Origin of the sequence: Kitasatospora sp. NPDC006697 (genome assembly GCF_042869935.1) — a bacterium.
In the GTDB taxonomy this organism is placed as follows: Bacteria; Actinomycetota; Actinomycetes; order Streptomycetales; family Streptomycetaceae; genus Kitasatospora.
In genome coordinates, this window is the sequence record NZ_JBIAGU010000005.1 from 19,384 (window position 1) to 43,443 (window position 24,060).

Here is a 24,060-nt window from a genome sequence, read left to right on the forward strand (position 1 = left end):
CCGATCGGCCCGCCGGTCCCGCGCCCTGCGCAACGGCCGCCGCCCCCCTTCGAAGGGGGGCGGCGGCCGTTGCGCTGTCCGGGGGCTGGCGTAAGCTTCCTACTGGCCGGTAACTTAACCGAAGGGCGGCACCGTCATGACCACCGTGACCAGTAGCGAGTTCGACCGGGGCATCGCGCTGCGGGCCGCCGGCGCCGGCGAGTACCGCGGCGAGCTGGGCGAGGGCTGGCAGATCGGCGGCGGGGTCAACGGCGGCCTGCTGCTCGCGGTGGCCGCCAACGCGCTGCGCCAGGAGCTGCCGGAGCACCCGGACCCGGTCTCGATCAGCGGCTACTACCTCGCCACCTCGCACCCCGGCCCCGTCACCGCGCGGACGGAGCTGGTCCGCCGCGGCCGCGGGCTCTCCACCGGCACCGTCTCGCTCAGCCAGCCGGACGAGCGGGGCGAGGAGGTCGAGCGGCTGAGAGTGCTGGCCAGCTTCGCCGACCTGGGCGAGCTGGACGGCCCGGTGCGCACCTCGGCCGAGCCGCCGGCGCTGCCGCCGCGGGAGGCCTGCGTGGGCATGGAGCTGGCGCCGCGCGAGCTGATCGCGCAGGCGGCGCTGCTGGAGCGGTTCGAGCTGCGGCTGGACCCGGCCACGGTGGGCTGGGCGGTCGGCGCGCCGGCCATGCGGGGGCGGATCCAGGGCTGGTTCCGGCTGGCCGACGGGCGCCAGCCCGACCCGCTCTCGCTGCTGCTGGTCGCCGACGCGCTGCCGCCGGTCACCTACGACCTGGGCCTGCCCGGCTGGGCGCCCACCGTGGAGCTGACCGTGCACCTGCGGGCCAAGCCGGCGCCGGGCTGGCTGCGGGTCAGCCACGCCACCCGCAACCTGGCCGGCGGGTACTTCGAGGAGGACTGCGAGATCTGGGACGAGGCCGGCCGGCTGGTCGCCCAGTCGCGCCAGCTGGCCCGGGTCCCGCGCCAGGGCTGAGAACGGCGCCCGAGGCGCACGGGGAGCGTTCCCTGCGCATCCGTGCGCCCGGCGCGTGGGACGACATCGACGGCGCGGCCCGCGAGGGCCGCGCCGTGACGTTTCTTCAGGACCGTGAGGACGGGCGGCGGGTCAGCTCGCGTCGTCCTCGCGCACCGCACGGCGCGCGTCCGGGTTCAGCACGCCCCAGCTGATCAGCTGCTCGGTGAGGATCGAGGGGGACTGGTCGTAGATCACGGCGAGGGTGCGCAGATCGTCCTGGCGGATCGACAGCACCTTGCCGTTGTAGTCCCCGCGCTGGGACTGGATGGTGGCCGCGTAGCGCTGCAGCGGGCCGGCCTTCTCACTGGGCACCTGGGTCAGTCTCTCCAGGTCGAGCACCAGGCGCGGCGGCGGCTCGGCCGCGCCGCCCGGGGTGCCGCCGGGCAGCAGCTCCTGCACCGGGACGCCGTAGAACTCGGCCAGTTCGGCAAGGCGCTGCACGGTCACAGCACGGTCGCCGCGCTCGTAGGAGCCGACGACGACGGCCTTCCAGCGCCCCTGGGACTTCTCCTCGACACCGTGCAGGGACAGCCCCTGTTGAGTGCGGATGGCGCGGAGTTTTCCTCCGAGCTGCTTCGCGTAGTCGCTGGACATTGATCTCCCCGGACGAGAATTGCTGGTTCAAGGTGGTCACGGGGGAGCGGGCCCGAAAGGTGACAGGGAGCCCGACAGCCCGGTGCGTCCTACCGGTGGGTCGACGCCTGTTCCGTAACTCACTGTGATGTTACGTAGAGTGAGGTTGCTGCGTCAAGCCGAATGGGGCAGTCGTGCGAATGGTCCGCTACCTCTGCGTGAACACGACACGACCCTGGTCGGGCAGCCGATGACCGCCCTGCTAGCATGGGCGAGGCGTCCGCCACGTTAACGGGCAGCCACTTCCAGACATCCTTTAAGGCCCGTCCCGTGAGGCGGGGAAGGAGGTCCGCTTCGGCATGACCACGAACACGAGTTCCGACACACCGCGTCCGCCGCACCAGGTGCTGGACGGCGCGGACATCACCCGGGTGATCACCCGGATCGCGCACGAGATCGTCGAGCGCGCCAAGGGTGCGGAGGACGTCGTGCTGCTGGGCATCCACACCCGCGGCGTCCACCTGGCCCGCCGGCTGCACACCCGGCTCACCCAGATCACCGGCCGGGACATCCCGCTGGGCACCCTCGACATCACCATGTACCGGGACGACCTGCGGCTGAAGCCCGCCCGGGCCCTGGAGCACACCGAGATCCCGGCCGCCGGGATCGACGGCCGCCTGGTGATCCTGGTCGACGACGTGCTCTTCTCCGGCCGCACCGTGCGCGCCGCGCTGGACGCCCTCGGCGACATCGGCCGGCCGCGCGCCGTGCAGCTCGCCGTGCTGGTCGACCGCGGCCACCGCGAGCTGCCGATCCGCGCCGACTACGTGGGCAAGAACCTCCCCACCTCGCTCCGCGAGGCCGTGCAGGTCCGGCTGACCGACCAGGACGGCGAGGACGCCGTGCTGGTCGGGGACCGCGACTACGCCGCCCGCAGCTCCCAGGCGTTCGCCGCCGAACCGCCCCAGCCCGAGTAGGAAGCCCCACGTGAAGCGCCACCTCGTCTCCGCCGCCGATCTCAGCCGCGACGACGCGCTGCTGATCCTGGACACCGCCGAGGAGCTGGCCCAGCTCTCCGGACGGGCCGTCAAGAAACTCCCCACGCTGCGCGGCCGCACCGTCGTCAACCTCTTCTTCGAGGACTCCACCCGCACCAAGACCTCCTTCGAGGTCGCCGAGAAGCGCCTCTCGGCCGACGTGATCAACTTCGCCGCCAAGGGCTCCTCGGTCTCCAAGGGCGAGAGCCTGAAGGACACCGCGCTCACCCTCCAGGCGATGGGCGCCGACGCCGTGGTGATCCGCCACCACGCCTCCGGCGCGCCGGCCCGGCTGGCCGGGTCCGACTGGCTGCACGGCAGCGTGATCAACGCCGGCGACGGCACCCACGAGCACCCCACCCAGGCCCTGCTGGACGCCTTCACCATGCGCCGCCACCTCAACCCGGGCACGGGCAAGGACCTGGCCGGCCGCCGGATCACCATCGTCGGCGACGTGCTGCACAGCCGGGTGGCCCGCTCCAACGTGCTGCTGCTGAACACCCTGGGCGCCCAGGTGACCTTCGTCGCCCCGCCGACCCTGGTGCCGGTGGGCATCGACTCCTGGCCCTGCGAGGTCTCCTACGACCTGGACGCCGCGCTCGCCAAGACCGACGCGCTGATGCTGCTGCGGGTCCAGCGCGAGCGGATGAACGCCGCCTTCTTCCCCACCGAGCGCGAGTACTCGCGCCGCTACGGCATGCACGGCGGCCGGCTGGCCAAGCTGCCGGAGCACGCCATCGTGATGCACCCCGGCCCGATGGTCCGCGGCATGGAGATCACCGCCGAGGTGGCCGACTCCCCGCGCTGCACCGCGGTCGAGCAGGTCGCCAACGGCGTCTCCATCCGGATGGCCGTCCTGTACCTCCTGCTCGGCGGGGCGACCCTGGCCGACGCCACCAGCACCAACCAGAGTGAGGCCGCCAAGTGACTTCGTACCTGATCCGCAACGCCCGGCTGCTCGGCGGCGAGGCGCAGGACATCCTGATCGCCGGCGGACTCTTCCAGCGGATCGGCGCCGGCCTGGACGCCACCGCCGACGTGGAGATCGACGCGAGCGGCCTGGTCGCCCTGCCCGGCCTGGTGGACCTGCACACCCACCTGCGCGAGCCCGGCCGGGAGGACGCCGAGACGGTGCTCACCGGCACCCAGGCCGCCGCCATGGGCGGCTACACCGCGGTGCACGCGATGGCCAACACCTTCCCGGTGGCCGACACCGCCGGCGTGGTCGAGCAGGTCTGGCGGCTCGGCAAGGAGTCCGGCTACTGCGACGTGCAGCCGGTCGGCGCCGTCACGGTCGGCCTGGAGGGCAAGAAGCTCGCCGAGCTGGGCGCGATGCACGAGTCCGCGGCCGGCGTGCGGGTCTTCTCCGACGACGGCAAGTGCGTGGACGACGCGGTGATCATGCGCCGCGCGCTGGAGTACGTGAAGGCCTTCGACGGCGTGGTCGCCCAGCACGCCCAGGAGCCCCGGCTGACCGAGGGCGCCCAGATGAACGAGGGCCGGGTCTCCGGCGAGCTCGGCCTGGGCGGCTGGCCGGCCGTCGCCGAGGAGGCGATCATCGCCCGCGACGTGCTGCTGGCCGCGCACGTCGGCTCCCGGCTGCACGTCTGCCACGTCTCCACCGCCGGCTCGGTCGAGCTGATCCGCTGGGCCAAGGGCAAGGGCTGGAACGTCACCGCCGAGGTGACCCCGCACCACCTGCTGCTCACCGACGAGCTGGTCCGCTCCTACGACCCGGCCTACAAGGTCAACCCGCCGCTGCGCACCGCCGAGGACGTGCAGGCGCTGCGCAAGGCGCTGGCCGACGGCACCATCGACGCCGTCGCCACCGACCACGCGCCGCACCCCGCGGAGGACAAGGACTGCGAGTGGGCGGTCGCCGCGATGGGCATGGTCGGCCTGGAGACCGCGCTCTCCGTGGTGCAGCAGGCGATGGTCGACACCGGCCTGCTGAACTGGGAGGGCGTGGCCGACCGGATGTCGCACCGCCCGGCCCGGATCGGGCGTCTCACCGGGCAGGGCCGCCCCGTCTCGGTCGGTGAGCCGGCGAACCTGGTGCTCTTCGATCCCGCGTACCGTGGCACCGTGAATCCCGAGAGCTTCGCCACCCGCAGCCGCAACACGCCCTACAAGGGCCTCGACCTGCCGGGACGGGTGCACGCCACCTTCCTGCGCGGCCGGGCCACCGTGCTGGCCGGCGAGCTGGTCGAGCCGGGCGAGCCGGCGTGAGCGCCCAGGCCACCCAGGCGGGCCGGCTGGCGATGACCAAGGCGGTGGTGCACGACTGGCCCACCCACATCGGGTGGATCGTCGGCCTGCTGATCCTGATCGGGCTGGTCTACTGGCTGATGCGGCAGGGCTGGAACTGGCGGCGCACCCTGCAGTCCGACCTGCCCGAGCCGCCCGCCGTGCCGCAGGACCCGGGCACGGCCATCCTGGAGGGCAGCGGCCGCTACCACGGCACCACCACCGCGGGGAACTGGCTGGACCGGGTGGTCGCGCACGGTCTGGGCACCCGGAGCCTGGCGGAGCTGACCCTGACCGGGCAGGGCCTGCTGATCGCCCGTCCGGGCGACGCGGACCTCTGGATCCCGGCCGACCGGATCACCGGGGCCCGCACCGACACCGGCCACGCCGGCAAGGTGGTCCCGGCCGGCCTGCTGGTGATCGGCTGGCGGCTGCAGGACGGCGAGCAGGGATTCAGGGAGCTGGAGTCGGGGGTCCGGCTGGACCACCCGGAGCAGCACGCCGTCTGGGTCACCACCCTGACGGACCTCGCAACACGTACGACGAAGACGGAAGGCGTAACACGATGACCGCACCTGCCCCCACCACGCCGCGCTCCTGGCGGGAGCGCGTGCCAGCCTTGCTGGTCCTGGAGGACGGTCGCACCTTCCGCGGGCAGGCCTACGGCGCGCACGGCGAGACCTTCGGCGAGGCGGTCTTCAACACCGGCATGTCCGGCTACCAGGAGACCCTGACCGACCCGTCCTACCACCGCCAGGTGGTGGTCATGACGGCCCCGCAGATCGGCAACACCGGCTGGAACGACGAGGACGACGAGTCCAAGCAGATCTGGGTGGCCGGCTACGTGGTCCGCGACCCCGCCCGGGTCGCCTCCAACTGGCGGTCGAACCGCTCGCTGGACGAGGCGCTGGTGGACCAGGGCATCGTCGGGATCAGCGGCATCGACACCCGGGCGCTCACCCGGCACCTGCGCGAGCGCGGGGCGATGCGGGTCGGCATCTTCTCCGGCGAGCGGCTGGCCGAGCCGGCCGAGCTGCTGGAGCGGGTGCTGCGGGCGCCCGAGATGAAGGGCGCCGACCTGTGCGCCGAGGTCGCCACCACCGAGACCTACGTGGTCCCGGCGATCGGTGCGAAGAAGTTCACCGTCGCCGCCGTGGACCTGGGCATCAAGGGCATGACCCCGCACCGGATGGCCGAGCGCGGCATCGAGGTGCACGTGCTGCCGGCCAACGCCACCGCCGAGGACATCGCCGCGGTCCAGCCGGACGGCGTGTTCTTCTCCAACGGCCCGGGCGACCCGGCCACCGCCGACCACCAGGTCGCCGTGCTGCGCGAGGTGCTGGCGAAGAAGACCCCGTTCTTCGGGATCTGCTTCGGCAACCAGATCCTCGGCCGGGCGCTGGGCTTCGGCACCTACAAGCTCAAGTACGGCCACCGCGGCATCAACCAGCCGGTGCAGGACCGCACCACCGGCAAGGTCGAGGTGACCGCGCACAACCACGGCTTCGCCGTGGAGGCGCCGCTGGACCGGGTGAGCGACACCCCGTTCGGCCGCGCCGAGGTCTCCCACGTCTGCCTCAACGACGACGTGGTGGAGGGCCTGCAGTGCCTGGACACCCCGGCGTTCAGCGTTCAGTACCACCCCGAAGCGGCGGCCGGCCCGCATGACGCGGCCTACCTGTTCGACCGTTTCGTCTCGCTCATGGAGGGCCAGCGTGCCTAAGCGCACCGACATCAAGTCCGTCCTGGTCATCGGGTCCGGCCCGATCGTGATCGGCCAGGCGGCCGAGTTCGACTACTCGGGCACCCAGGCCTGCCGGGTGCTGCGGTCCGAGGGCCTGCGGGTGATCCTGGTCAACTCCAACCCGGCGACCATCATGACCGACCCGGAGATCGCCGACGCGACCTACGTCGAGCCGATCACCCCGGAGTTCGTCGAGAAGATCATCGCCAAGGAGCGGCCGGACGCGCTGCTGCCCACCCTGGGCGGGCAGACCGCGCTGAACGCCGCGATCGCCCTCGACAAGGCCGGCACGCTGCAGAAGTACGGCGTGGAGCTGATCGGCGCCAACGTCGAGGCGATCAACAAGGGCGAGGACCGCGAGCTGTTCAAGCAGGTCGTGGAGGCCGTCAAGGCCAAGATCGGCCACGGCGAGTCGGCCCGCTCGGTGATCTGCCACTCGATGGACGACGTGCTGGCCGGCGTGGAGACGCTCGGCGGCTACCCGGTCGTGGTCCGCCCCTCCTTCACCATGGGCGGCGCCGGCTCCGGCTTCGCGCACGACGAGGAGGACCTGCGCCGGATCGCCGGCCAGGGCCTGGCCCTCTCGCCGACCACCGAGGTGCTCCTGGAGGAGTCCATCCTCGGCTGGAAGGAGTACGAGCTCGAGCTGATGCGCGACAAGAACGACAACGTCGTGGTGGTCTGCTCGATCGAGAACTTCGACCCGATGGGCGTGCACACCGGCGACTCGATCACCGTCGCACCGGCCATGACGCTGACCGACCGCGAGTACCAGATCCTGCGCGACATCGGCATCGCGGTGATCCGCGAGGTCGGCGTGGACACCGGCGGCTGCAACATCCAGTTCGCCGTCAACCCGGAGGACGGCCGGGTGATCGTGATCGAGATGAACCCCCGGGTCTCCCGCTCCTCGGCGCTGGCCTCCAAGGCCACCGGCTTCCCGATCGCCAAGATCGCCGCCAAGCTGGCCGTCGGCTACACCCTGGACGAGATCCCCAACGACATCACCGAGGAGACCCCGGCCTCCTTCGAGCCGACCCTCGACTACGTGGTGGTCAAGGTCCCGCGGTTCGCCTTCGAGAAGTTCCCGAGCGCGGACGCCACGCTGACCACCACCATGAAGTCGGTCGGCGAGGCGATGGCGCTGGGCCGCAACTTCCCCGAGGCGCTGAACAAGGCGCTGCGCTCGCTGGAGAAGAAGGGCTCGCAGTTCTCCTGGACCGGCGAGGTGGGGGACAAGGCCGAGCTGCTGGTCAAGGCCCAGGTGCCGACCGACGGCCGGATCAACACCGTGATGGCGGCGATCCGGGCGGGCGCCACCCCGGCGGAGGTCTTCGAGTCCACCAAGATCGACCCGTGGTTCGTGGACCAGCTCTTCCTGCTCAACGAGATCGCCGAGGAGCTGGCCGGCGCCGAGCTGCTGGAGCCGGAGCTGCTCCGGCACGCCAAGCGGCACGGCTTCTCCGACCAGCAGATCGGCGAGATCCGCGGCCTCAAGCCGGACGTGGTCCGCGAGGTGCGGCACGCGCTGGGCATCCGCCCGGTCTTCAAGACCGTGGACACCTGCGCCGCCGAGTTCGCCGCCAAGACCCCGTACTTCTACTCCTCCTACGACGAGGAGAGCGAGGTCGCGCCGCGCTCCAAGCCCGCCGTGATCATCCTGGGCTCCGGCCCGAACCGGATCGGCCAGGGCATCGAGTTCGACTACTCCTGCGTGCACGCCTCCTTCGCGCTCGCCGAGGCCGGGTACGAGACGGTGATGGTCAACTGCAACCCGGAGACCGTCTCCACCGACTACGACACCTCCGACCGGCTCTACTTCGAGCCGCTCACCCTGGAGGACGTGCTGGAGATCGTGCACGCCGAGCAGCAGGCCGGTCCGCTGGCGGGCGTGATCGTCCAGCTCGGCGGCCAGACCCCGCTCGGCCTGGCGCAGGCGCTCAAGGACAACGGCGTGCCGATCGTCGGCACCCAGCCGGAGGCGATCGACCTGGCCGAGGAGCGCGGCGCGTTCGGCCGGGTGCTGCGCGACGCCGGCCTGCCGGCGCCCAAGCACGGCACCGCCTTCTCCTTCGAGGAGGCCAAGGCGATCGCCGACGAGATCGGCTACCCGGTGCTGGCCCGCCCCTCCTACGTGCTCGGCGGGCGCGGCATGGAGATCGTCTACGACGAGGCCAGCCTCGCCTCCTACCTGGAGCGGCACGCCGGCCTGATCTCCGAGCACCCGGTGCTGATCGACCGGTTCCTGGACGACGCGGTCGAGATCGACGTGGACGCGCTCTACGACGGCGAGGAGCTCTACCTCGGCGGCGTGATGGAGCACATCGAGGAGGCCGGCATCCACTCCGGCGACTCGGCCTGCGCGCTGCCGCCGATCACCCTCGGCGGCTTCGACATCAAGCGGCTGCGCGCCTCCACCGAGGCGATCGCCAAGGGCGTCGGGGTGCGCGGTCTGATCAACATCCAGTTCGCGCTGGCCGGGGACATCCTCTACGTGCTGGAGGCCAACCCGCGCGCCTCCCGGACCGTGCCGTTCACCTCCAAGGCCACGGCGGTGCCGCTGGCCAAGGCGGCGGCCCGGGTCTCGCTCGGCGCCACCATCGCCGAGCTGCGCGCCGAGGGCCTGCTGCCGGCCGAGGGCGACGGCGGCACGCTGCCGGCCGACTGCCCGATCTCGGTCAAGGAGGCCGTGATGCCGTGGTCGCGCTTCCGCGACGTGCACGGCCGCGGGGTGGACACCGTGCTCGGCCCGGAGATGCGCTCGACCGGCGAGGTCATGGGCATCGACAAGGTCTTCGGCACCTCCTACGCCAAGGCCCAGGCGGGCGCCTACGGCTCGCTGCCGACCAAGGGCCGGGTCTTCGTCTCGGTCGCCAACCGGGACAAGCGCAACCTGGTCTTCCCGGCCCGGGCGCTGGTCGAGCTGGGCTTCGAGGTGCTGGCCACCGCGGGCACCGCCGAGGTGCTGCAGCGGGCCGGCATCCCGTCGACCCAGGTGCGCAAGCACAGCGACGGCCCGGGCGAGAACGGCGAGCGGACCATCGTGCAGCTGATCCACGACGGCGAGGTCGACCTGATCATCAACACGCCGTACGGCACCGGCGGCCGGATGGACGGCTACGAGATCCGCACGGCGGCGGTCTCCCGCGGCGTGCCCTGCCTGACCACCGTGCAGGCGATGGGTGCGGCCGTGCAGGGCATCGACGCGCTGACCCGCGGCGACGTCGGGGTGATGTCGCTGCAGGAGCACGCGGCGCTGATCAACTCCGCCCGCCCGTAGACCGATCCTGAAGGGGAGGCATCCGTCGCCGGATGCCTCCCCTTCCCATGCGAGGAGCTCCGTGTACAAGATCCTGTTCAACCTGGTCTTCCGGAAGATGGACCCCGAGAAGGCGCACCACCTGGCGTTCTTCTGGATCCGGCTGGCGGCCTCGGTGCCCGGCCTGAAGCAGCTGGCCGCCCTGGTGCTGGCGCCCAGGGACAACGCGCTGCGCAGCAACGCGCTCGGCCTGGACCTGCCGGGGCCGTTCGGCCTGGGGGCCGGCTTCGACAAGAACGCGATCGGGATCGACGGCCTGGCGATGCTCGGCTTCGACTACGTCGAGATCGGCACCGTGACCGGCGAGCCGCAGCCCGGCAACCCGCAGCCGCGGCTCTTCCGGCTGGTCGAGGACCGGGCGCTGATCAACCGGATGGGCTTCAACAACCAGGGCTCGGCCCGGATCGCCGCCCGGCTGGCGCAGCGCCAGCGCGGCTCGATGTCGCCGGTGGTCGGGGTGAACATCGGCAAGACCAAGCTGGTCGAGGAGGCCGACGCGGTCGCCGACTACGTCAAGAGCACCGAGCGGCTGGCCGGCCACGCCGACTACCTGGTGGTCAACGTCTCCTCGCCGAACACCCCCGGGCTGCGCAACCTGCAGGCCGTCTCGGTGCTGCGGCCGCTGCTCAGCGCGGTGCGCGAGGCGGCCGACGCGGCCACCCCGCACCACGTGCCGTTGCTGGTGAAGATCGCCCCCGACCTGGCCGACGAGGACGTGGACGCGGTCGCCGACCTGGCGCTGGAGCTGGGCCTGGACGGGATCATCGCCACCAACACCACGATCGGGCGGGAGGGCCTGGCGGCCACCGCCGCCGAGGTGGCGGCGATCGGGATGGGCGGGCTCTCCGGCGCGCCGCTGAAGGACCGCTCGCTGGAGGTGCTGCGGCGGCTGCGCAAGCGGACCGAGGGGCGGCTGGTGCTGGTCTCGGTCGGCGGGATCGAGACCGCGGAGGACGCCTGGCAGCGGATCCTGGCCGGGGCCGACCTGGTGCAGGGCTACAGCGCCTTCATCTACCAGGGCCCGTTCTGGATGCGCCGGGTGCACAAGGGCCTGTCGGCCAGGCTGCGCAAGCACGGCTACCGCTCGATCACCGAGGCGGTCGGCGCGGGCGCCTGAGCCTGATCATGGGGATTATCTGACGAGATGTCAGATTTGGGGGGTGATGTGACGGTCGCCGGACGGGTTTGGGAGAGTTCGACGGCGACCGGTCAGCGCGCACGACGGCGAAAGGTGCCCAGGCATGGCCAACCCCCTGCACATGCGGGCCGAGGTGCTCGCCAACCAGCCCGAAGGGGCGTACCGGCGCCTGGTGCTGAGGGCACCCGGCGTGCCGGGCCGGGTCCGGCCCGGGCACTTCGCCGCCCTGGCGGTGGGCGGGCCCGACTCGCCGCTGCTGGCTCGCCGGGCCTTCGCCCTGCACCGGGCCGACCCGGCGGCCGGGACGGTCGAGCTGGTGCTCGACCCGGCCGAGGCCGAGGGCGCGGGCCTGGCCGACACCCCCGCCGGGGCCGAGCTCGACCTGCTCGCCCCGCTCGGCACCCCGTTCCCGCTGCCCGAGGGGCCGGTCAGCGCGTTGCTGGTCGGCGAGGAGAGCGCCGCCGGGCCGCTGCTGGAGCTCGGCACCGAGCTGCGGCGCCGCGGCGGCCAGCTCGGCTTCGTGCTCGGCGCCGCCACCGCCGGGCGGCTGCACGGCGTGCGGCGGGCCCGGGAGCTCACCGGCGACGTGCTGGTGCTCACCGAGGACGGCAGCGCCGGGCTGGCCGGCGAGGTGTCGGCACCGCTCGCCCAGGCGATCGAGGCGATCGGCGCCACCGTGCTCTACGCCGCCGGCCGCCCGCACACCCTGGCCGCGGCGGCCCGGGCCGCCGCCGACCGGGCGGTGCGCTGCCACACCGCCGTGCGGCTGCCGATGCCCTGCGGCACCGGTCTCTGCATGGGCTGCGTGCTGCCGGTGGTCGGCGCCGACGGCAAGCCCCGGTCCGCTCGGGCCTGCACCGACGGCCCGGTCTTCGACGGCGCCAAGGTGCGCTGGGAGCAGATCGGCACCGTCCCCGCCGACCTCGAAAGTGCGGGGGCCCGCCGGTGACCGCGCTGCGCCCCGAGGACGTCGACCTCACCGCCCCGCTCGGCGGGCTCACCGTGCCCAACCCGATCGGCGCCGCCGCCGGCTGCGCCGGGTACGGGCGGGAGCTGGCCCGGTTCGTGCCGCTGGACCAGCTGGGCACCCTCACCACCAAGAGCGTGATGGCCGCCCCGCGGGCCGGCCTGGCCATCCCCAGGCTGACCGAGACCCCCTCCGGGCTGCTCAACGCGATCGGGCTGCAGGGCTGCGGCATCGAGGCGCTGGTCCGCGAGGAGCTGCCCTGGCTGGCCGAGCGCGGCGCCCGGGTGCTGGTCTCGATCGCGGGGGAGCGGCTGGAGGAGTTCGCCGCCACCGCCGAGCGGCTGAACGGCCGGCCCGGGGTGGCCGGGCTGGAGCTCAACATCTCCTGCCCCAACACCGCCGACCGCGGGCTGCTGTTCGCCGGCAACCCGGCCGTCAGCTACGACGTGGTGCGGGCCGTGCGCTCCGTCACCGACCCCGGGCTGCCGGTCTACGCCAAGCTCTCCCCGGACACCGCCTCGATCACCGAGGTGGCCGACGCCTGCGTCCGCGCCGGAGCCGACGGACTGTCAATGATCAACACCATGGCGGGACTCGTGATCGACACCGAGACCCTGCGGCCCGCCCTGGCGGCCGGCACCGGCGGGCTCTCCGGGCCCGCGGTGCGGCCGGTCGCGGTGCGCTGCGTCTACCAGGTGCACGCCGCGATGCTGGCCGGGCGGATACCCCGGGTGCCGATCCTCGGTATGGGCGGGGTGCGCACCGGCCGGGACGCACTGGAGTTCACCCTGGCCGGTGCGAGCGGCGTGGCCGTCGGCAGCGCGCTCTTCCGGGACCCGGCCGCACCCCTGCGGATCCTCGAGGAGCTGCGGGCGCTGCTCGCGGCCCGCGGCTTCGCCAAGTACACCGACGCGGTGGGAGTGGCCCACCGCGCAGAGAGCTAAGGACTCAGGCATGACGACCCCCTTCGGCGCCCGGCTGCACCAGGCGATGGCCGAGCGCGGCCAGCTGTGCGTCGGCATCGACCCGCACGCCGCGCTGCTCTCCGCCTGGGGCCTGGGCGACGACCTGGCCGGGCTGGAGGCCTTCAGCCGCACCGTGGTCGAGGCGCTGGCCGACCGGGTCGCGGTGCTGAAGCCGCAGGCCGCCTTCTTCGAGCGGTTCGGCAGCAAGGGCGTCGCGGTGCTGGAGGCCACCGTGGCCGAGGCCCGGGCGGCCGGGGCGCTGGTGGTGATGGACGCCAAGCGCGGCGACATCGGCTCCACCATGGCCGCCTACGCCGAGGCCTTCCTCAGCCCCGGCAGCCCGCTCTTCTCGGACGCCCTGACGGTCAGCCCCTACCTGGGCTTCGGCTCGCTGCAGCCGGCGCTGGACCTGGCGCGGGAGCACGGCTGCGGCATCTTCGCGCTGGCGCTGACCTCGAACCCGGAGGGCTTCGAGGTGCAGCGGGCCAGCACCGCCGACGGCGTGACCGTGGCGCAGCAGGTGCTGAACCGGCTGGCGGCGGAGAACGCCGGGGCCGAGCCGCTGGGTTCCTTCGGCGCGGTGGTCGGCGCGACGCTCGCCGACGCGGGCGCGGACCTGGCGATCAACGGGCCGCTGCTGGCGCCCGGGATCGGCGCCCAGGGGGCCACCATGGCCGACCTGCCGCGGGTGTTCGGGGCGGCCGTGCCGGCCGTGGTGCCGAGCGTCAGCCGGGACGTGCTCAAGCACGGACCGTCCGTGACGGGGCTGCGGGAGGCCGCGCAGCGGTTCGTCGACGATGTGAGGGCTGTCACACTCGACTGATCAGGAGGGCCCAAACCGGGCCGTTTTCTACCGAAAAGTCCTGGCCTACCTGTGCTGACCAGGACTTTTCGGCTTCTTTTCCTGACGCGGGCCCACAATCCGGGTAGTGTCCGGCGGTAGGGAGCCCCAGGCAACCGGATCTTCGTTGCTCTCGCAGGTCAGAGCGGCTAGGTTCCACTGCGGCCACGCCTCAACGGGCAGTGGCAGGCCCCTGGTTCGACCAATGTCCTAGCACTTCAATTCCTTCCAGACCCTGAGGTGAACGGCGTGGCTCTTCCGCCCCTTACCCCTGAACAGCGCACCGCCGCGCTGGCCAAGGCCGCCGAGGCTCGCCGGGAGCGCGCCGAGGTGAAGAACCGGCTCAAGCACTCGGGCGCCTCCCTGCACGAGGTGATCAAGGCCGGCAAGGCCGAGAACGAGGTCATCGGCAAGATGAAGGTCTCCGCACTGCTGGAGAGCCTTCCGGGCGTCGGCAAGGTCCGCGCCAAGCAGATCATGGAGCGCCTCGGCATCAGCGAGAGCCGCCGGGTTCGCGGCCTCGGTACGAACCAGATCGCCTCGCTGGAGCGCGAGTTCGGTGGCACCGCGTCCTGAGCAGGGCGCCCCGGGCGCCGGGTGGTCTCCGGACCGTCCGGGATCCGGGATAATCGGTGCATGAGTGAACGTCCGCGGCTGACCGTGCTCTCCGGCCCCTCGGGGGTCGGCAAGAGCACGGTCGTCGCCCATATGCGGCAGCAGCACCCCGAGGTCTGGCTCTCGGTCTCGGTGACCACCCGGCGTCCGCGCCCCGGCGAGCGGAACGGGGTGCACTACTACTTCGTCGATCCCGACGAGTTCGACAAGCTGGTCGCCAACGGCGAGCTGCTGGAGTCGGCCGTCTTCGCCGGCAACCGGTACGGCACCCCGCGCTCGGCCGTGCAGGAGCGGCTGGACCGGGGCGAGCCGGTGCTGCTGGAGATCGACCTGCAGGGCGCCCGGCAGGTGCGCGAGTCGATGCCGGACGCGCAGCTGGTCTTCCTGGCTCCGCCGAGCTGGGAGGAGCTGGTCCGCCGGCTCACCGGCCGCGGCACCGAGCCGCAGGAGGTCATCGACGAGCGGCTGGCCGCCGCCAGGGTCGAGCTGGCCGCGGAGCCGGAGTTCGACACGACGCTGGTCAACACCTCCGTCGAGCAGGTAGCGGCCGAGCTGCTAGCCTTGCTCGGTGTAGCCTGACCTTTTAAGTTTTTCCACCCTTTCGGAAGGTTTTCGCGTGTCCTCTTCCATGACCGCGCCCGAGGGCATCATCAACCCGCCGATCGACGAGCTCCTCGAGGCCACGGACTCGAAGTACAGCCTGGTGATCTACGCGGCCAAGCGTGCCCGCCAGATCAACGCGTACTACTCGCAGCTCGGCGAGGGTCTGCTGGAGTACGTCGGCCCGCTCGTCGACACCCACGTGCACGAGAAGCCGCTGTCGATCGCGCTGCGCGAGATCAACGCCGGCATGCTGACCGCCGAGGCGGTCGACGCGGCCTGACGGCGCTTCGAGAGGCCCACCGGACACTGTCCGGTGGGCCTCTTCGCATGTCCTAAGGTGTGCGCATGAGTGAGACTCCGCGTGTGGTGCTCGGCGTGAGCGGTGGGATCGCCGCCTACAAGGCCTGCGAACTGCTGCGGCGGTTCACCGAGTCGGGCCACCAGGTGACGGTGGTGCCGACCGCGGCCGCGCTGCACTTCGTCGGCGAGGCGACCTGGGCCGCGCTCTCCGGGCGGCCCGCGGCCACCGAGACCTGGGAGCGCGTGCACGAGGTGCCGCATGTGCGGATCGGGCAGCAGGCCGACCTGGTGGTGGTCGCCCCCGCCACCGCCGACCTGCTGGCCAAGGCCGCGCACGGGATGGCCGACGACCTGCTGACCAACACCCTGCTGACCGCCCGCTGCCCGGTGGTCTTCGCGCCCGCCATGCACACCGAGATGTGGGAGCACCCGGCCACCCAGGAGAACGTCGCCACCCTGCGGCGGCGCGGTGCCGTGGTGCTGGAGCCCGCGGTGGGCCGGCTGACCGGCAAGGACACCGGCAAGGGCCGGCTGCCCGACCCGGACGCGATCTTCGCCGCCTGCCGCCGGGTGCTGGACCGCGGCGCGGCCGCGCCCGACCTGGCCGGCCGCCACGTGGTGGTCTCGGCCGGCGGCACCCGGGAGGCGCTGGACCCGGTGCGGTTCCTCGGCAACCGCTCCTCCGGCAAGCAGGGCTACGCGCTGGCCGTCACCGCCGCCGCGCGGGGGGCCCGGGTCACCCTGCTGGCCGCCAACACCGAGCTGCCGGACCCGGCCGGGGTCGACGTGGTCAGGGTCTCCAGCGCCCTCGAACTGCGCGAGGCCGCGCTGCGGGCGGCCGCCGACGCGGACGCCGTGGTGATGGCCGCCGCGGTGGCCGATTTCCGTCCCGCCGTCTACGCCGAGGGCAAGATCAAGAAGGTCGAGGGCCAGGAGCCGGCCCCGGTGGCGCTGGTCCGCAACCCCGACATCCTGGCCGAGCTCTCCGCGCACCGGGCCCGCCCGGGCCAGCTGGTGGTCGGCTTCGCGGCCGAGACGGACAAGGTGCTGGAGAACGGCCGGGCCAAGCTGGCCCGCAAGGGCTGCGACCTGCTGGTGGTGAACGAGGTCGGCGACGGCAAGGCCTTCGGTACCGACACCAACGAGGCCGTGCTGCTGGCCGCCGACGGCGGCGAGCTGCCGCTGCCGCTGGGCGCGAAGGAGGAACTGGCCGACCTGATCTGGGACCAGGTGGCCGCCCGGCTGGTCTGAACAGGTGGCCCGCGAGGGGGTGCGGAGCACGGCTGACCTGCTGTGATCCCGGGCCCGGGAGACGGTCGCACTCTCACGGTTTGAGACAGGAGTGACCGAATCCGCCGGAGAGTCTTGAACGCCGATAGCTGACCGTTACACTCCAGGCATCAAGTCTTTCAGGATGCCCCGGGACCGCCCGGAAGCATTCAGTCAGCAGCCGCTGCAACCCCAGGGAGCGCTGTGTCTCGCCGCCTGTTCACCTCGGAGTCCGTCACCGAGGGCCACCCCGACAAGATCGCCGACCAGATCAGCGACACCATCCTCGACGCCCTGCTGAAGGACGACCCCAGCTCGCGGGTCGCCGTCGAGACGCTGATCACCACCGGTCAGGTGCACATCGCGGGTGAGGTCACCACCGGGGCCTACGCGCCGATCGCCCAGCTGGTCCGCGACAAGATCCTGGAGATCGGGTACGACAGCTCGAAGAAGGGCTTCGACGGCGCCTCCTGCGGCGTCTCGGTCTCGATCGGCGCCCAGTCCCCGGACATCGCCCAGGGCGTGGACAGTGCCCACGAGCACCGGGTCGAGGGCGACGAGGACGAGCTGGACCGGCAGGGCGCGGGCGACCAGGGCCTGATGTTCGGCTACGCCTGCGACGACACCCCCGAGCTGATGCCGCTGCCGATCACCCTGGCGCACCGGCTCGCCCGCAGGCTGACCGAGGTCCGCAAGAACGGCACCATCCCGTACCTGCGCCCCGATGGCAAGACCCAGGTCACCATCGAGTACGACGGCGACAAGGCCGTCCGGCTGGACACCGTGGTGGTCTCCACCCAGCACGCCAGCGACATCGACCTGGACTCGCTGCTCACCCCGGACATCCGCGAGTTCGTCGTGGAGCCGGTGCTGCAGGGCCTGGACATCGACACCTCCGACTTCCGGCTGCTGGTGAACCCGACCGGCCGCTTCGAGATCGGCGGCCCGATGGGCGACGCCGGCCTGACCGGCCGCAAGATCATCATCGACACCTACGGCGGCATGGCCCGCCACGGCGGCGGCGCCTTCTCCGGCAAGGACCCGTCCAAGGTCGACCGCTCGGCCGCCTACGCCATGCGCTGGGTCGCCAAGAACATCGTCGCCGCGGGCCTGGCCAAGCGGGCCGAGGTCCAGGTCGCCTACGCGATCGGCAAGGCCGAGCCGGTCGGCCTGTTCGTGGAGACCTTCGGCACCGAGACCGTCCCGGTGCTGAAGATCCAGGAGGCCGTGACCAAGGTCTTCGACCTGCGCCCGGCCGCGATCATCCGCGACCTGGACCTGCTGCGCCCGATCTACTCGCAGACCGCCGCCTACGGCCACTTCGGCCGCGAGCTGCCGGACTTCACCTGGGAGCGCACCGACCGCGCCGAGCTGCTGAAGGCCGCCGTCCAGGCCTGAGCCCGCTTCCGCACCGAGGCGGTGGCCACCCCGCGGGGTGGCCACCGCCTCGTGCTGTCGTGATCACGTGGTACGACTGACCTGAGATGAGCAGCGAGAACCCTCCCGAGCAGCTGGCCCTGATCCGCGAGACGGTGCGCCGGGCCAAGCCCCGCACCTGGCGCGGCGCCCACCTGGCCGAGGAGCTGCCGGTGGCCCGGGTGGTGGTGGACAAGGGGCTGCTCCACCTCGACCAGTACTACGACTACGCCGTGCCGGTGGCGATGGCGGAGAGCGCCCAGCCCGGGGTGCGGGTGCGGGTGCGGTTCGGCGCCCGGATGACCTCGGCCGGGCGGCGCGAGGGCGGGGAGCTGCACGACGGCTTCATCGTGGCCCGGCTCGCCGCCAGCGACTACCCCGGGGTGCTGGCGCCGCTGGCCCAGGTGCTCTCCCCGGAGCCGGTGCTCGGTCCGGCGCTGCTGGCGCTCAGCCGGACCGTCGCCGACCGCTACGCGGGCACCCTGGCCGACGTGCTGCAGCTGGCCGTGCCGCCGCGGCACGCCAAGGCCGAGGCCGAGCCCTCGCCCGCCCCGCTGCCCCCGCCGCCCGCCCCCGCGCCCGACAGCTGGCAGCGCTACCAGCAGGGCCCCGAGTTCCTGGCCGCGCTGACCGCCGGCCACGCGCCCCGGGCGGTCTGGACGGCGCTGCCCGGACCGCACTGGCCGCGCGAGATCGCGCTCGCCGTCGCCGCCACGCTGGCCGGCGGGCGCGGCGCGCTGGTGGTGCTGCCGGACGGGCGGTCGGTGGACCGGGTGGACCGGGCGCTCACCGAGCTGCTCGGCGGCGCCGAGCGGCACGCCGTGCTCACCGCCGACCTCGGGCCGCGCGAGCGCTACCGGAACTGGCTGGCCGTCAGCCGCGGCTCGGTGCACGCCGTGATCGGCACCCGGGCCACCGTCTTCGCACCGGTGCACGACCTCGGCCTGCTGGTGGTCTGGTCGGACGGCGACAGCAGCCACAGCGACCCGCGCGCCCCGCACCCGCACGTGCGCGAGGTGGCGCTGCTGCGGGCCGCCGAGGAGGGCGCCGGGGTGCTGCTCGGCGGGCTGTCCACCACCGTGGAGGCCGCGCAGCTGCTGCGCACCGGCTGGGCCCGCCCGCTGGCCGCCGACCGGGCCGGGGTGCGGGCCGCCGCGCCCCGGGTGCGCACCGTGGAGGACACCGACCAGGCCCGGGACGCGGCCGCCCAGGCGGCCCGGCTGCCCAGCGTGGCCTGGCAGGCGGCGCGCGAGGCGCTGCGCTCCGGGCCGGTGCTGGTGCAGGTGCCGCGGCGCGGCTACGTGCCGCGACTGGCCTGCGAGCGCTGCCGGGAGCCGGCCCGCTGCGCGCACTGCGCCGGGCCGCTGGAGTCGCCCGGGGCCGGGCAGGTGCTGCGCTGCGCCTGGTGCGGGGTGGAGGAGCCGGACTGGCACTGCGTGGAGTGCGGCTCGTTCCGGGTGCGGGCGCAGGTGGTCGGCGCCCGGCGGACGGCGGAGGAGCTGGGCAAGGCCTTCCCCGGCATCCCGGTGCGGACCTCCGGGCGGGAGTCGGTGCTGGCCACCGTGCCGGACGAGCCGGCGCTGGTGATCTCCACGCCCGGTGCCGAGCCGGTGGCCGAGGGGGCCGGCTACGCGGCGGCGCTGCTGCTGGACGGCTGGGCGCTGCTCAACCGGCCCGACCTGCGGGCGGCGGAGGAGGCGCTGCGGCTCTGGCTGACGGCCGCCGCGCTGGTCCGGCCGGCCGGCGAGGGCGGGCTGGTGGTGGTCGTGGCGGAGCCGACGGCGCGGCCGGTGCAGGCGCTGGTGCGCTGGGATCCGGCGGGGCTGGCCGAGCTGGAGCTGGCGGAGCGGGCGCAGCTGGGGTTCCCGCCGGTCTCCCGGATGGCGGCGGTGACCGGCACGCCGAGTGCGGTGGCCGACCTGCTCGGGGTGGCCCGGCTGCCGGACGGGGCGGACGTGCTGGGGCCGGTGGGGCTGCCGCCGCTGCGGGGGGAGGAGCGGGAGCGGGCACTGCTGCGGGTCCGGCCGGGGCAGGGGGGTGCGCTGGCGGCGGCGCTCAAGGCGGCGCAGATCGCCCGGCTGGCGCTGAAGGGGTCGGAGCCGGTGAAGGTGCGGATCGATCCGACCGACATCGGGTGACGGGGTGTTCGGGGTGACGGGGTGTTCGGAGTGACGGCGTGTTCGGAGTGACGGCGTGTTCGGGGCGTGGGCGTGCGCAGGAAGTCGGGTTGGCCGACTTCCTGCGCGGTCAACGGAGCTGACGCCAGGTCAGTTGTGCACGCCCTGCCGGTCCAGGCCGCCCTGCCGGGCCGCCGGCACGGTCCGGGCCAGCCCGCCGGCCGCCGCCGGGGGCTGGACCGGCTCGTCGTCCCGGGGCGCGGTGGGCCCGGGCAGCGCCGGCGCGGTCGGCTGGGCGGGCAGCGTGCCGCCGCCCGCCGCGCCGATCAGCTCGGTCGAGCGCCGCATGCCGTACCGCCGGTGCACCGCCTGCTTGGTCACGCCCAGCGCCGAGCCGACCGAGTCCCAGGAGAACCCCAGGGCCCGGTCGAACTCCACCGCCGCCGCGACCAGCGTCTCCACGCTCTCCCGCAGCTCCTGGGCCAGCCGGACGGTCGGCGCGGGCGCCCGCCCGTAGACCACGAAGCCGCCGGAGCTGCTGGGCCGGCGCGGCCGGTAGACGTTGCCCAGCTGGGCGGTGAGGGTGCGCAGCGCGTCCACCTGGCGGCGGACCCGCTCGATGTCGCGCACCAGCAGGTGCAGGCTCGCGCGCGCCCGGGTGTCGTGGTTGATCTGCTCGGCCATTGTGGTCAGGCCACCTTCCGTGCCAGTGAGTGGGCCTCGCGCCGGCCCGGTGTGCATCACGGTCAATCCTTTTTGACCAACGTCCCGAGCGCGGTCCAGGTCACGCCCCGGGCCGCCCCACTTCGGCCGGGGCCGTCGGCGGACGCATAGACTGGGGTGCCCGTCCACCGTGACCAGAAGGAGCCGAACCACGTGGCCATCAAGCCGATCCGGATCTTCGGCGACCCGGTCCTGCGGGCCAAGGCGCAGCCGGTGACCACCTTCGACAAGGAGCTGCGGACCCTCGTCAAGGACCTCACCGAGACCATGCTCGACGCCCCCGGCGCCGGCCTGGCGGCCCCGCAACTCGGCATCTCGCTGCGGGTGTTCACCTACCACGTGGACGGGGTGACGGGGCACCTGATCAACCCGGACCTCAGCCTGACCGAGGAGGAGCAGGACGGCCCCGAGGGCTGCCTCTCGCTGCCCGGCCTACGGTTCGACACCCGGCGCGCGTTCGGCGTGGTGGCGCGCGGGTTCAACGAGTACGGCGACCCGGTCACCGTCGAGGGCACCCAGCTGCTGGCCCGCTGCATCCAGCACGAGACCGACCACCTGGACGGGATCATCTTCATCGACCGGCTCGACCGGGAGCGCCGCAAGGAGGCGATGCGGGCGATCCGGGAGGCCGACTGGGGCTCCGGGCCCGCCCCCGAGGTGCGGCTCTCGCCGCACCGCACCTTCGGCCCGATCAGCTGACCCGTCCATCTCCGAAAGGCTGTCACCTTGCGTCTCGTCTTCGCCGGTACCCCCGAGGTCGCCGTCCCCGCCCTGGAGGCGCTGCTCGCCTCCGACCGGCACGAGGTGGTCGCGGTGGTCACCCGCCCAGACGCCCCCGCCGGGCGCGGCCGCCGGCTGGTCGCCAGCCCGGTCGCCGAGCGGGCCGCGGCGGCCGGCATCGAGGTGCTGAAGCCGGTGAAGCCCAGCGACCCGGAGTTCGTCGCCCGGCTGACCGAACTCGCCCCCGACTGCTGCCCCGTGGTCGCCTACGGCGCGCTGCTGCGCGACCCGGCGCTGAGCATCCCGGTGCACGGCTGGGTCAACCTGCACTTCTCGCTGCTGCCCGCCTGGCGCGGCGCGGCGCCGGTGCAGCACGCGGTGCTGGCCGGCGACGAGGTGACCGGCGCCTCGACCTTCCGGATCGAGTACGGCCTGGACTCCGGCCCGGTCTTCGGCGTGATCACCGAGGAGATCCGCCCCGGCGACACCAGCGGCGTGCTGCTGGACCGGCTGGCCCGGGCCGGCGCCGGCCTGCTCACCGCCACCATGGACGGCATCGAGGACGGCAGCCTGGTCCCCGTGGAGCAGCCGGTCGACGGCATCACCCTGGCCCCCAAGATCACCGTCGAGGACGCCCGGATCGACTGGAGCCACCCCGCGCTGCGGATCGACCGGGTGGTGCGCGGCTGCGCGCCCGCGCCCGGCGCCTGGACGCTGTTCCGGCAGGAGCGGCTGAAGCTCTCCGGCCCGGTGAAGCTGCTGCCCGGGGAGAGCACGCTGAAGCCGGGCGAGCTGGCCGTCGGCAAGAACAGCGTGCGGGTCGGCACCGGCAGCCACGACCTGGAGCTGGGCGAGGTGCAGCCGCAGGGCAAGAAGCCGATGCGCGCGGCCGACTGGGCCCGCGGGGCGCGGATCGAGAGCGGCGAGACGCTCGGCGCCTGACGTACTGTTGACCTGTTTGCCCGCACTTTTCCGTCCCGAAGGCCTGTTGAGATGAGCACCGCCCCCGGCGCCAAGCGCCCGCCCCGTCCGCACCGCCGCCCCAAGAAGGACCCGGCCCGGATCACCGCCTTCCGCGCGCTGCGGGCGGTGGACGAGCGCGACGCCTACGCCAACCTGGTGCTCCCGCCGCTGCTGCGCGAGGCGGAGAAGCAGGGCATGGACCGCCGGGACGCGGCGCTCGCCACCGAGCTGGTCTACGGCACGCTGCGCGGCCAGGGCAGCTACGACGCGATCATCGCCGCCTGCGTGGACCGGCCGCTGCGCGAGGTCGATCCGCCGGTGCTGGACGTGCTGGCGCTCGGCGCGCACCAGCTGCTGGCCACCCGGATCCCCACCCACGCGGCGGTCTCCGCCACCGTGGAGCTGGCCCGGGTGGTGCTCGGCGACGGGCGGGCGAAGTTCGTCAACGCCGTGCTGCGGCGGATCAGCGCGCAGGACCTGGAGAGCTGGATCGCCCAGGTCGCCCCGCCGTTCGAGGAGGACGCCGAGGACCACCTGGCCGTGGTCCACTCGCACCCGCGCTGGGTGGTCGCCGCGCTCTGGGACGCGCTCGGGCGCTGGCAGCCCGGCTCGGCCGGGCGGGCCGCGATCGAGGAGCTGCTGCGGGCCGACAACGAGCGCCCGGCCGTCACCCTGGTCGCCCGGCCCGGGCGGATCGCGGTGGCGGAGCTGGCCGAGCAGCTGACCGGCAGCGAGGACGGCCGCTGGTCGCCGTACGCGGTGCGGCTGGCCGAGGGCGGCGACCCGGCCGAGCTGACGGCCGTTCAGGAGAACCGGGCCGGCGTGCAGGACGAGGGCAGCCAGCTGGTCGCGCTCGCGCTGGCCGCCGCGCCGGTGGAGGGCCGCGACGCGCGCTGGCTGGACGCCTGCGCCGGCCCCGGCGGCAAGGCCGCGCTGCTCGGCGCGCTGGCCGCCGAGCGGGGCGCGGCGCTGGTCGCCTCCGAGCGGCAGCCGCACCGGGCCCGGCTGGTGGCCCGGGCGCTGGCGGGCAACCCCGGTCCGTACACCGTGATCACCGCCGACGGGACCCGGCCCGCCTGGCAGCCCGGCAGCTTCGACCGGGTGCTGGTCGACGTGCCCTGCTCCGGGCTCGGCGCGCTGCGGCGCCGGCCCGAGGCGCGCTGGCGGCGCCGGCCGGAGGACGTGGCCGGCTTCGGCCCGCTGCAGCGCGGGCTGCTGCGCTCGGCGCTGGACGCCGTGCGGGTGGGCGGGGTGGTCGGCTACGCGACCTGCTCGCCGCACCTGGCGGAGACCCGCGCGGTGGTGGACGACGTGCTGCGCGGCCGGGGCGACGTGGAGTTCGTCGACGCGCGCCCGCTGCTGCCCGGCATGCCGGGGCTCGGCGAGGGCCCGGACGTCCAGCTCTGGCCGCACCTGCACGGGACGGACGCGATGTACCTGGCGCTGCTGCGGCGGGTGGGCTGAGGGGTAGGGTGCTCGCCTGAGCCG

Annotated in this window: 22 protein-coding genes; 20 read left to right on the top strand and 2 right to left on the bottom strand. The window is 73.5% G+C overall.

Going from position 1 to position 24,060, the window contains the following annotated elements:
- The first annotated feature begins 136 nt into the window (after window positions 1–136).
- On the top strand, window positions 137–973 hold the full coding sequence (locus ACFYNO_RS08925; protein ID WP_388007664.1) for a thioesterase family protein: 837 nt from the start codon (window positions 137–139) through the stop codon (window positions 971–973).
- Window positions 974–1,105: 132 nt separating this feature from the next.
- On the opposite strand, the gene ACFYNO_RS08930 is transcribed toward ACFYNO_RS08925, so the two are convergent.
- On the bottom strand, window positions 1,106–1,609 hold the full coding sequence (locus ACFYNO_RS08930) for a transcriptional regulator (protein ID WP_388007667.1): 504 nt from the start codon (window positions 1,607–1,609) through the stop codon (window positions 1,106–1,108).
- Window positions 1,610–1,947: 338 nt separating this feature from the next.
- Here ACFYNO_RS08930 and pyrR point away from each other — a divergent pair, with 338 nt between their 5' ends.
- The 16 genes from pyrR (at window position 1,948) to ACFYNO_RS09010 (ending at window position 20,187) form a co-directional block, all read left to right on the top strand.
- A complete protein-coding gene (gene pyrR / locus ACFYNO_RS08935) occupies window positions 1,948–2,565 on the top strand; it encodes a bifunctional pyr operon transcriptional regulator/uracil phosphoribosyltransferase PyrR (protein WP_388007670.1) in 618 nt (205 codons plus the stop codon).
- 10 nt (window positions 2,566–2,575) lie between these two features.
- Window positions 2,576–3,553: an aspartate carbamoyltransferase catalytic subunit gene (locus ACFYNO_RS08940; RefSeq protein WP_388007672.1), complete on the top strand. Its 978-nt coding sequence runs from the start codon at window positions 2,576–2,578 to the stop codon at window positions 3,551–3,553.
- Window positions 3,550–4,854: a dihydroorotase gene (locus ACFYNO_RS08945; RefSeq protein WP_388007675.1), complete on the top strand. Its 1,305-nt coding sequence runs from the start codon at window positions 3,550–3,552 to the stop codon at window positions 4,852–4,854. Before ACFYNO_RS08940 ends, ACFYNO_RS08945 begins: the two co-directional genes overlap by 4 nt.
- Before the next feature lie 32 nt (window positions 4,855–4,886).
- Entirely contained in the window at window positions 4,887–5,441 is a 555-nt protein-coding gene (locus ACFYNO_RS08950) for a hypothetical protein (RefSeq protein WP_388008357.1), read from the top strand.
- A complete protein-coding gene (gene carA / locus ACFYNO_RS08955; protein WP_388007678.1) occupies window positions 5,438–6,595 on the top strand; it encodes a glutamine-hydrolyzing carbamoyl-phosphate synthase small subunit in 1,158 nt (385 codons plus the stop codon). The genes ACFYNO_RS08950 and carA overlap by 4 nt, the downstream gene beginning before the upstream one ends.
- Window positions 6,588–9,896, top strand: a complete 3,309-nt coding sequence (gene carB, locus ACFYNO_RS08960; protein ID WP_388007681.1) for a carbamoyl-phosphate synthase large subunit — start codon at window positions 6,588–6,590, stop codon at window positions 9,894–9,896. Before carA ends, carB begins: the two co-directional genes overlap by 8 nt.
- A 61-nt stretch (window positions 9,897–9,957) precedes the next feature.
- Window positions 9,958–11,052: a quinone-dependent dihydroorotate dehydrogenase gene (locus ACFYNO_RS08965; RefSeq protein WP_388007684.1), complete on the top strand. Its 1,095-nt coding sequence runs from the start codon at window positions 9,958–9,960 to the stop codon at window positions 11,050–11,052.
- Between the two features lie 124 nt (window positions 11,053–11,176).
- A complete protein-coding gene (locus ACFYNO_RS08970) occupies window positions 11,177–12,022 on the top strand; it encodes a dihydroorotate dehydrogenase electron transfer subunit (protein ID WP_388007687.1) in 846 nt (281 codons plus the stop codon).
- The gene (locus ACFYNO_RS08975) at window positions 12,019–12,984 is read left to right on the top strand and encodes a dihydroorotate dehydrogenase (protein WP_388007690.1); all 966 of its coding nucleotides are present in this window, start codon (window positions 12,019–12,021) and stop codon (window positions 12,982–12,984) included. Before ACFYNO_RS08970 ends, ACFYNO_RS08975 begins: the two co-directional genes overlap by 4 nt.
- A gap of 10 nt (window positions 12,985–12,994) precedes the next feature.
- A complete protein-coding gene (pyrF, locus tag ACFYNO_RS08980) occupies window positions 12,995–13,828 on the top strand; it encodes an orotidine-5'-phosphate decarboxylase (protein WP_388007693.1) in 834 nt (277 codons plus the stop codon).
- 267 nt (window positions 13,829–14,095) lie between these two features.
- Window positions 14,096–14,422: an integration host factor, actinobacterial type gene (mihF, locus tag ACFYNO_RS08985; RefSeq protein WP_388007696.1), complete on the top strand. Its 327-nt coding sequence runs from the start codon at window positions 14,096–14,098 to the stop codon at window positions 14,420–14,422.
- Between the two features lie 60 nt (window positions 14,423–14,482).
- Entirely contained in the window at window positions 14,483–15,040 is a 558-nt protein-coding gene (gene gmk / locus ACFYNO_RS08990) for a guanylate kinase (protein ID WP_388007699.1), read from the top strand.
- A gap of 37 nt (window positions 15,041–15,077) precedes the next feature.
- Window positions 15,078–15,344, top strand: coding sequence for a DNA-directed RNA polymerase subunit omega (gene rpoZ, locus ACFYNO_RS08995; RefSeq protein WP_035840778.1), 267 nt, complete (start codon window positions 15,078–15,080; stop codon window positions 15,342–15,344).
- Between the two features lie 65 nt (window positions 15,345–15,409).
- Window positions 15,410–16,615, top strand: coding sequence for a bifunctional phosphopantothenoylcysteine decarboxylase/phosphopantothenate--cysteine ligase CoaBC (coaBC, locus tag ACFYNO_RS09000; protein WP_388007702.1), 1,206 nt, complete (start codon window positions 15,410–15,412; stop codon window positions 16,613–16,615).
- A gap of 222 nt (window positions 16,616–16,837) precedes the next feature.
- Window positions 16,838–18,031, top strand: coding sequence for a methionine adenosyltransferase (metK, locus tag ACFYNO_RS09005; protein ID WP_388007705.1), 1,194 nt, complete (start codon window positions 16,838–16,840; stop codon window positions 18,029–18,031).
- Window positions 18,032–18,117: 86 nt separating this feature from the next.
- A complete protein-coding gene (locus ACFYNO_RS09010) occupies window positions 18,118–20,187 on the top strand; it encodes a primosomal protein N' (RefSeq protein WP_388007708.1) in 2,070 nt (689 codons plus the stop codon).
- A 129-nt stretch (window positions 20,188–20,316) separates the two neighbouring features.
- Here the strand turns inward: ACFYNO_RS09010 and ACFYNO_RS09015 are convergent, their stop codons facing one another.
- Window positions 20,317–20,850, bottom strand: coding sequence for a hypothetical protein (locus ACFYNO_RS09015; RefSeq protein ID WP_388007711.1), 534 nt, complete (start codon window positions 20,848–20,850; stop codon window positions 20,317–20,319).
- A gap of 192 nt (window positions 20,851–21,042) precedes the next feature.
- Between ACFYNO_RS09015 and def the strand changes: the two genes are divergently transcribed.
- From def to ACFYNO_RS09030, 3 genes are read left to right on the top strand one after another with little or no spacing between them, the layout of a single operon-like run.
- Window positions 21,043–21,588, top strand: a complete 546-nt coding sequence (gene def, locus ACFYNO_RS09020) for a peptide deformylase (RefSeq protein WP_388007714.1) — start codon at window positions 21,043–21,045, stop codon at window positions 21,586–21,588.
- A gap of 27 nt (window positions 21,589–21,615) precedes the next feature.
- Window positions 21,616–22,551, top strand: coding sequence for a methionyl-tRNA formyltransferase (gene fmt, locus ACFYNO_RS09025; protein WP_388007717.1), 936 nt, complete (start codon window positions 21,616–21,618; stop codon window positions 22,549–22,551).
- A 51-nt stretch (window positions 22,552–22,602) separates the two neighbouring features.
- Window positions 22,603–24,036, top strand: coding sequence for an RsmB/NOP family class I SAM-dependent RNA methyltransferase (locus tag ACFYNO_RS09030; protein WP_388007720.1), 1,434 nt, complete (start codon window positions 22,603–22,605; stop codon window positions 24,034–24,036).
- The last annotated feature ends 24 nt before the right edge of the window (window positions 24,037–24,060 follow it).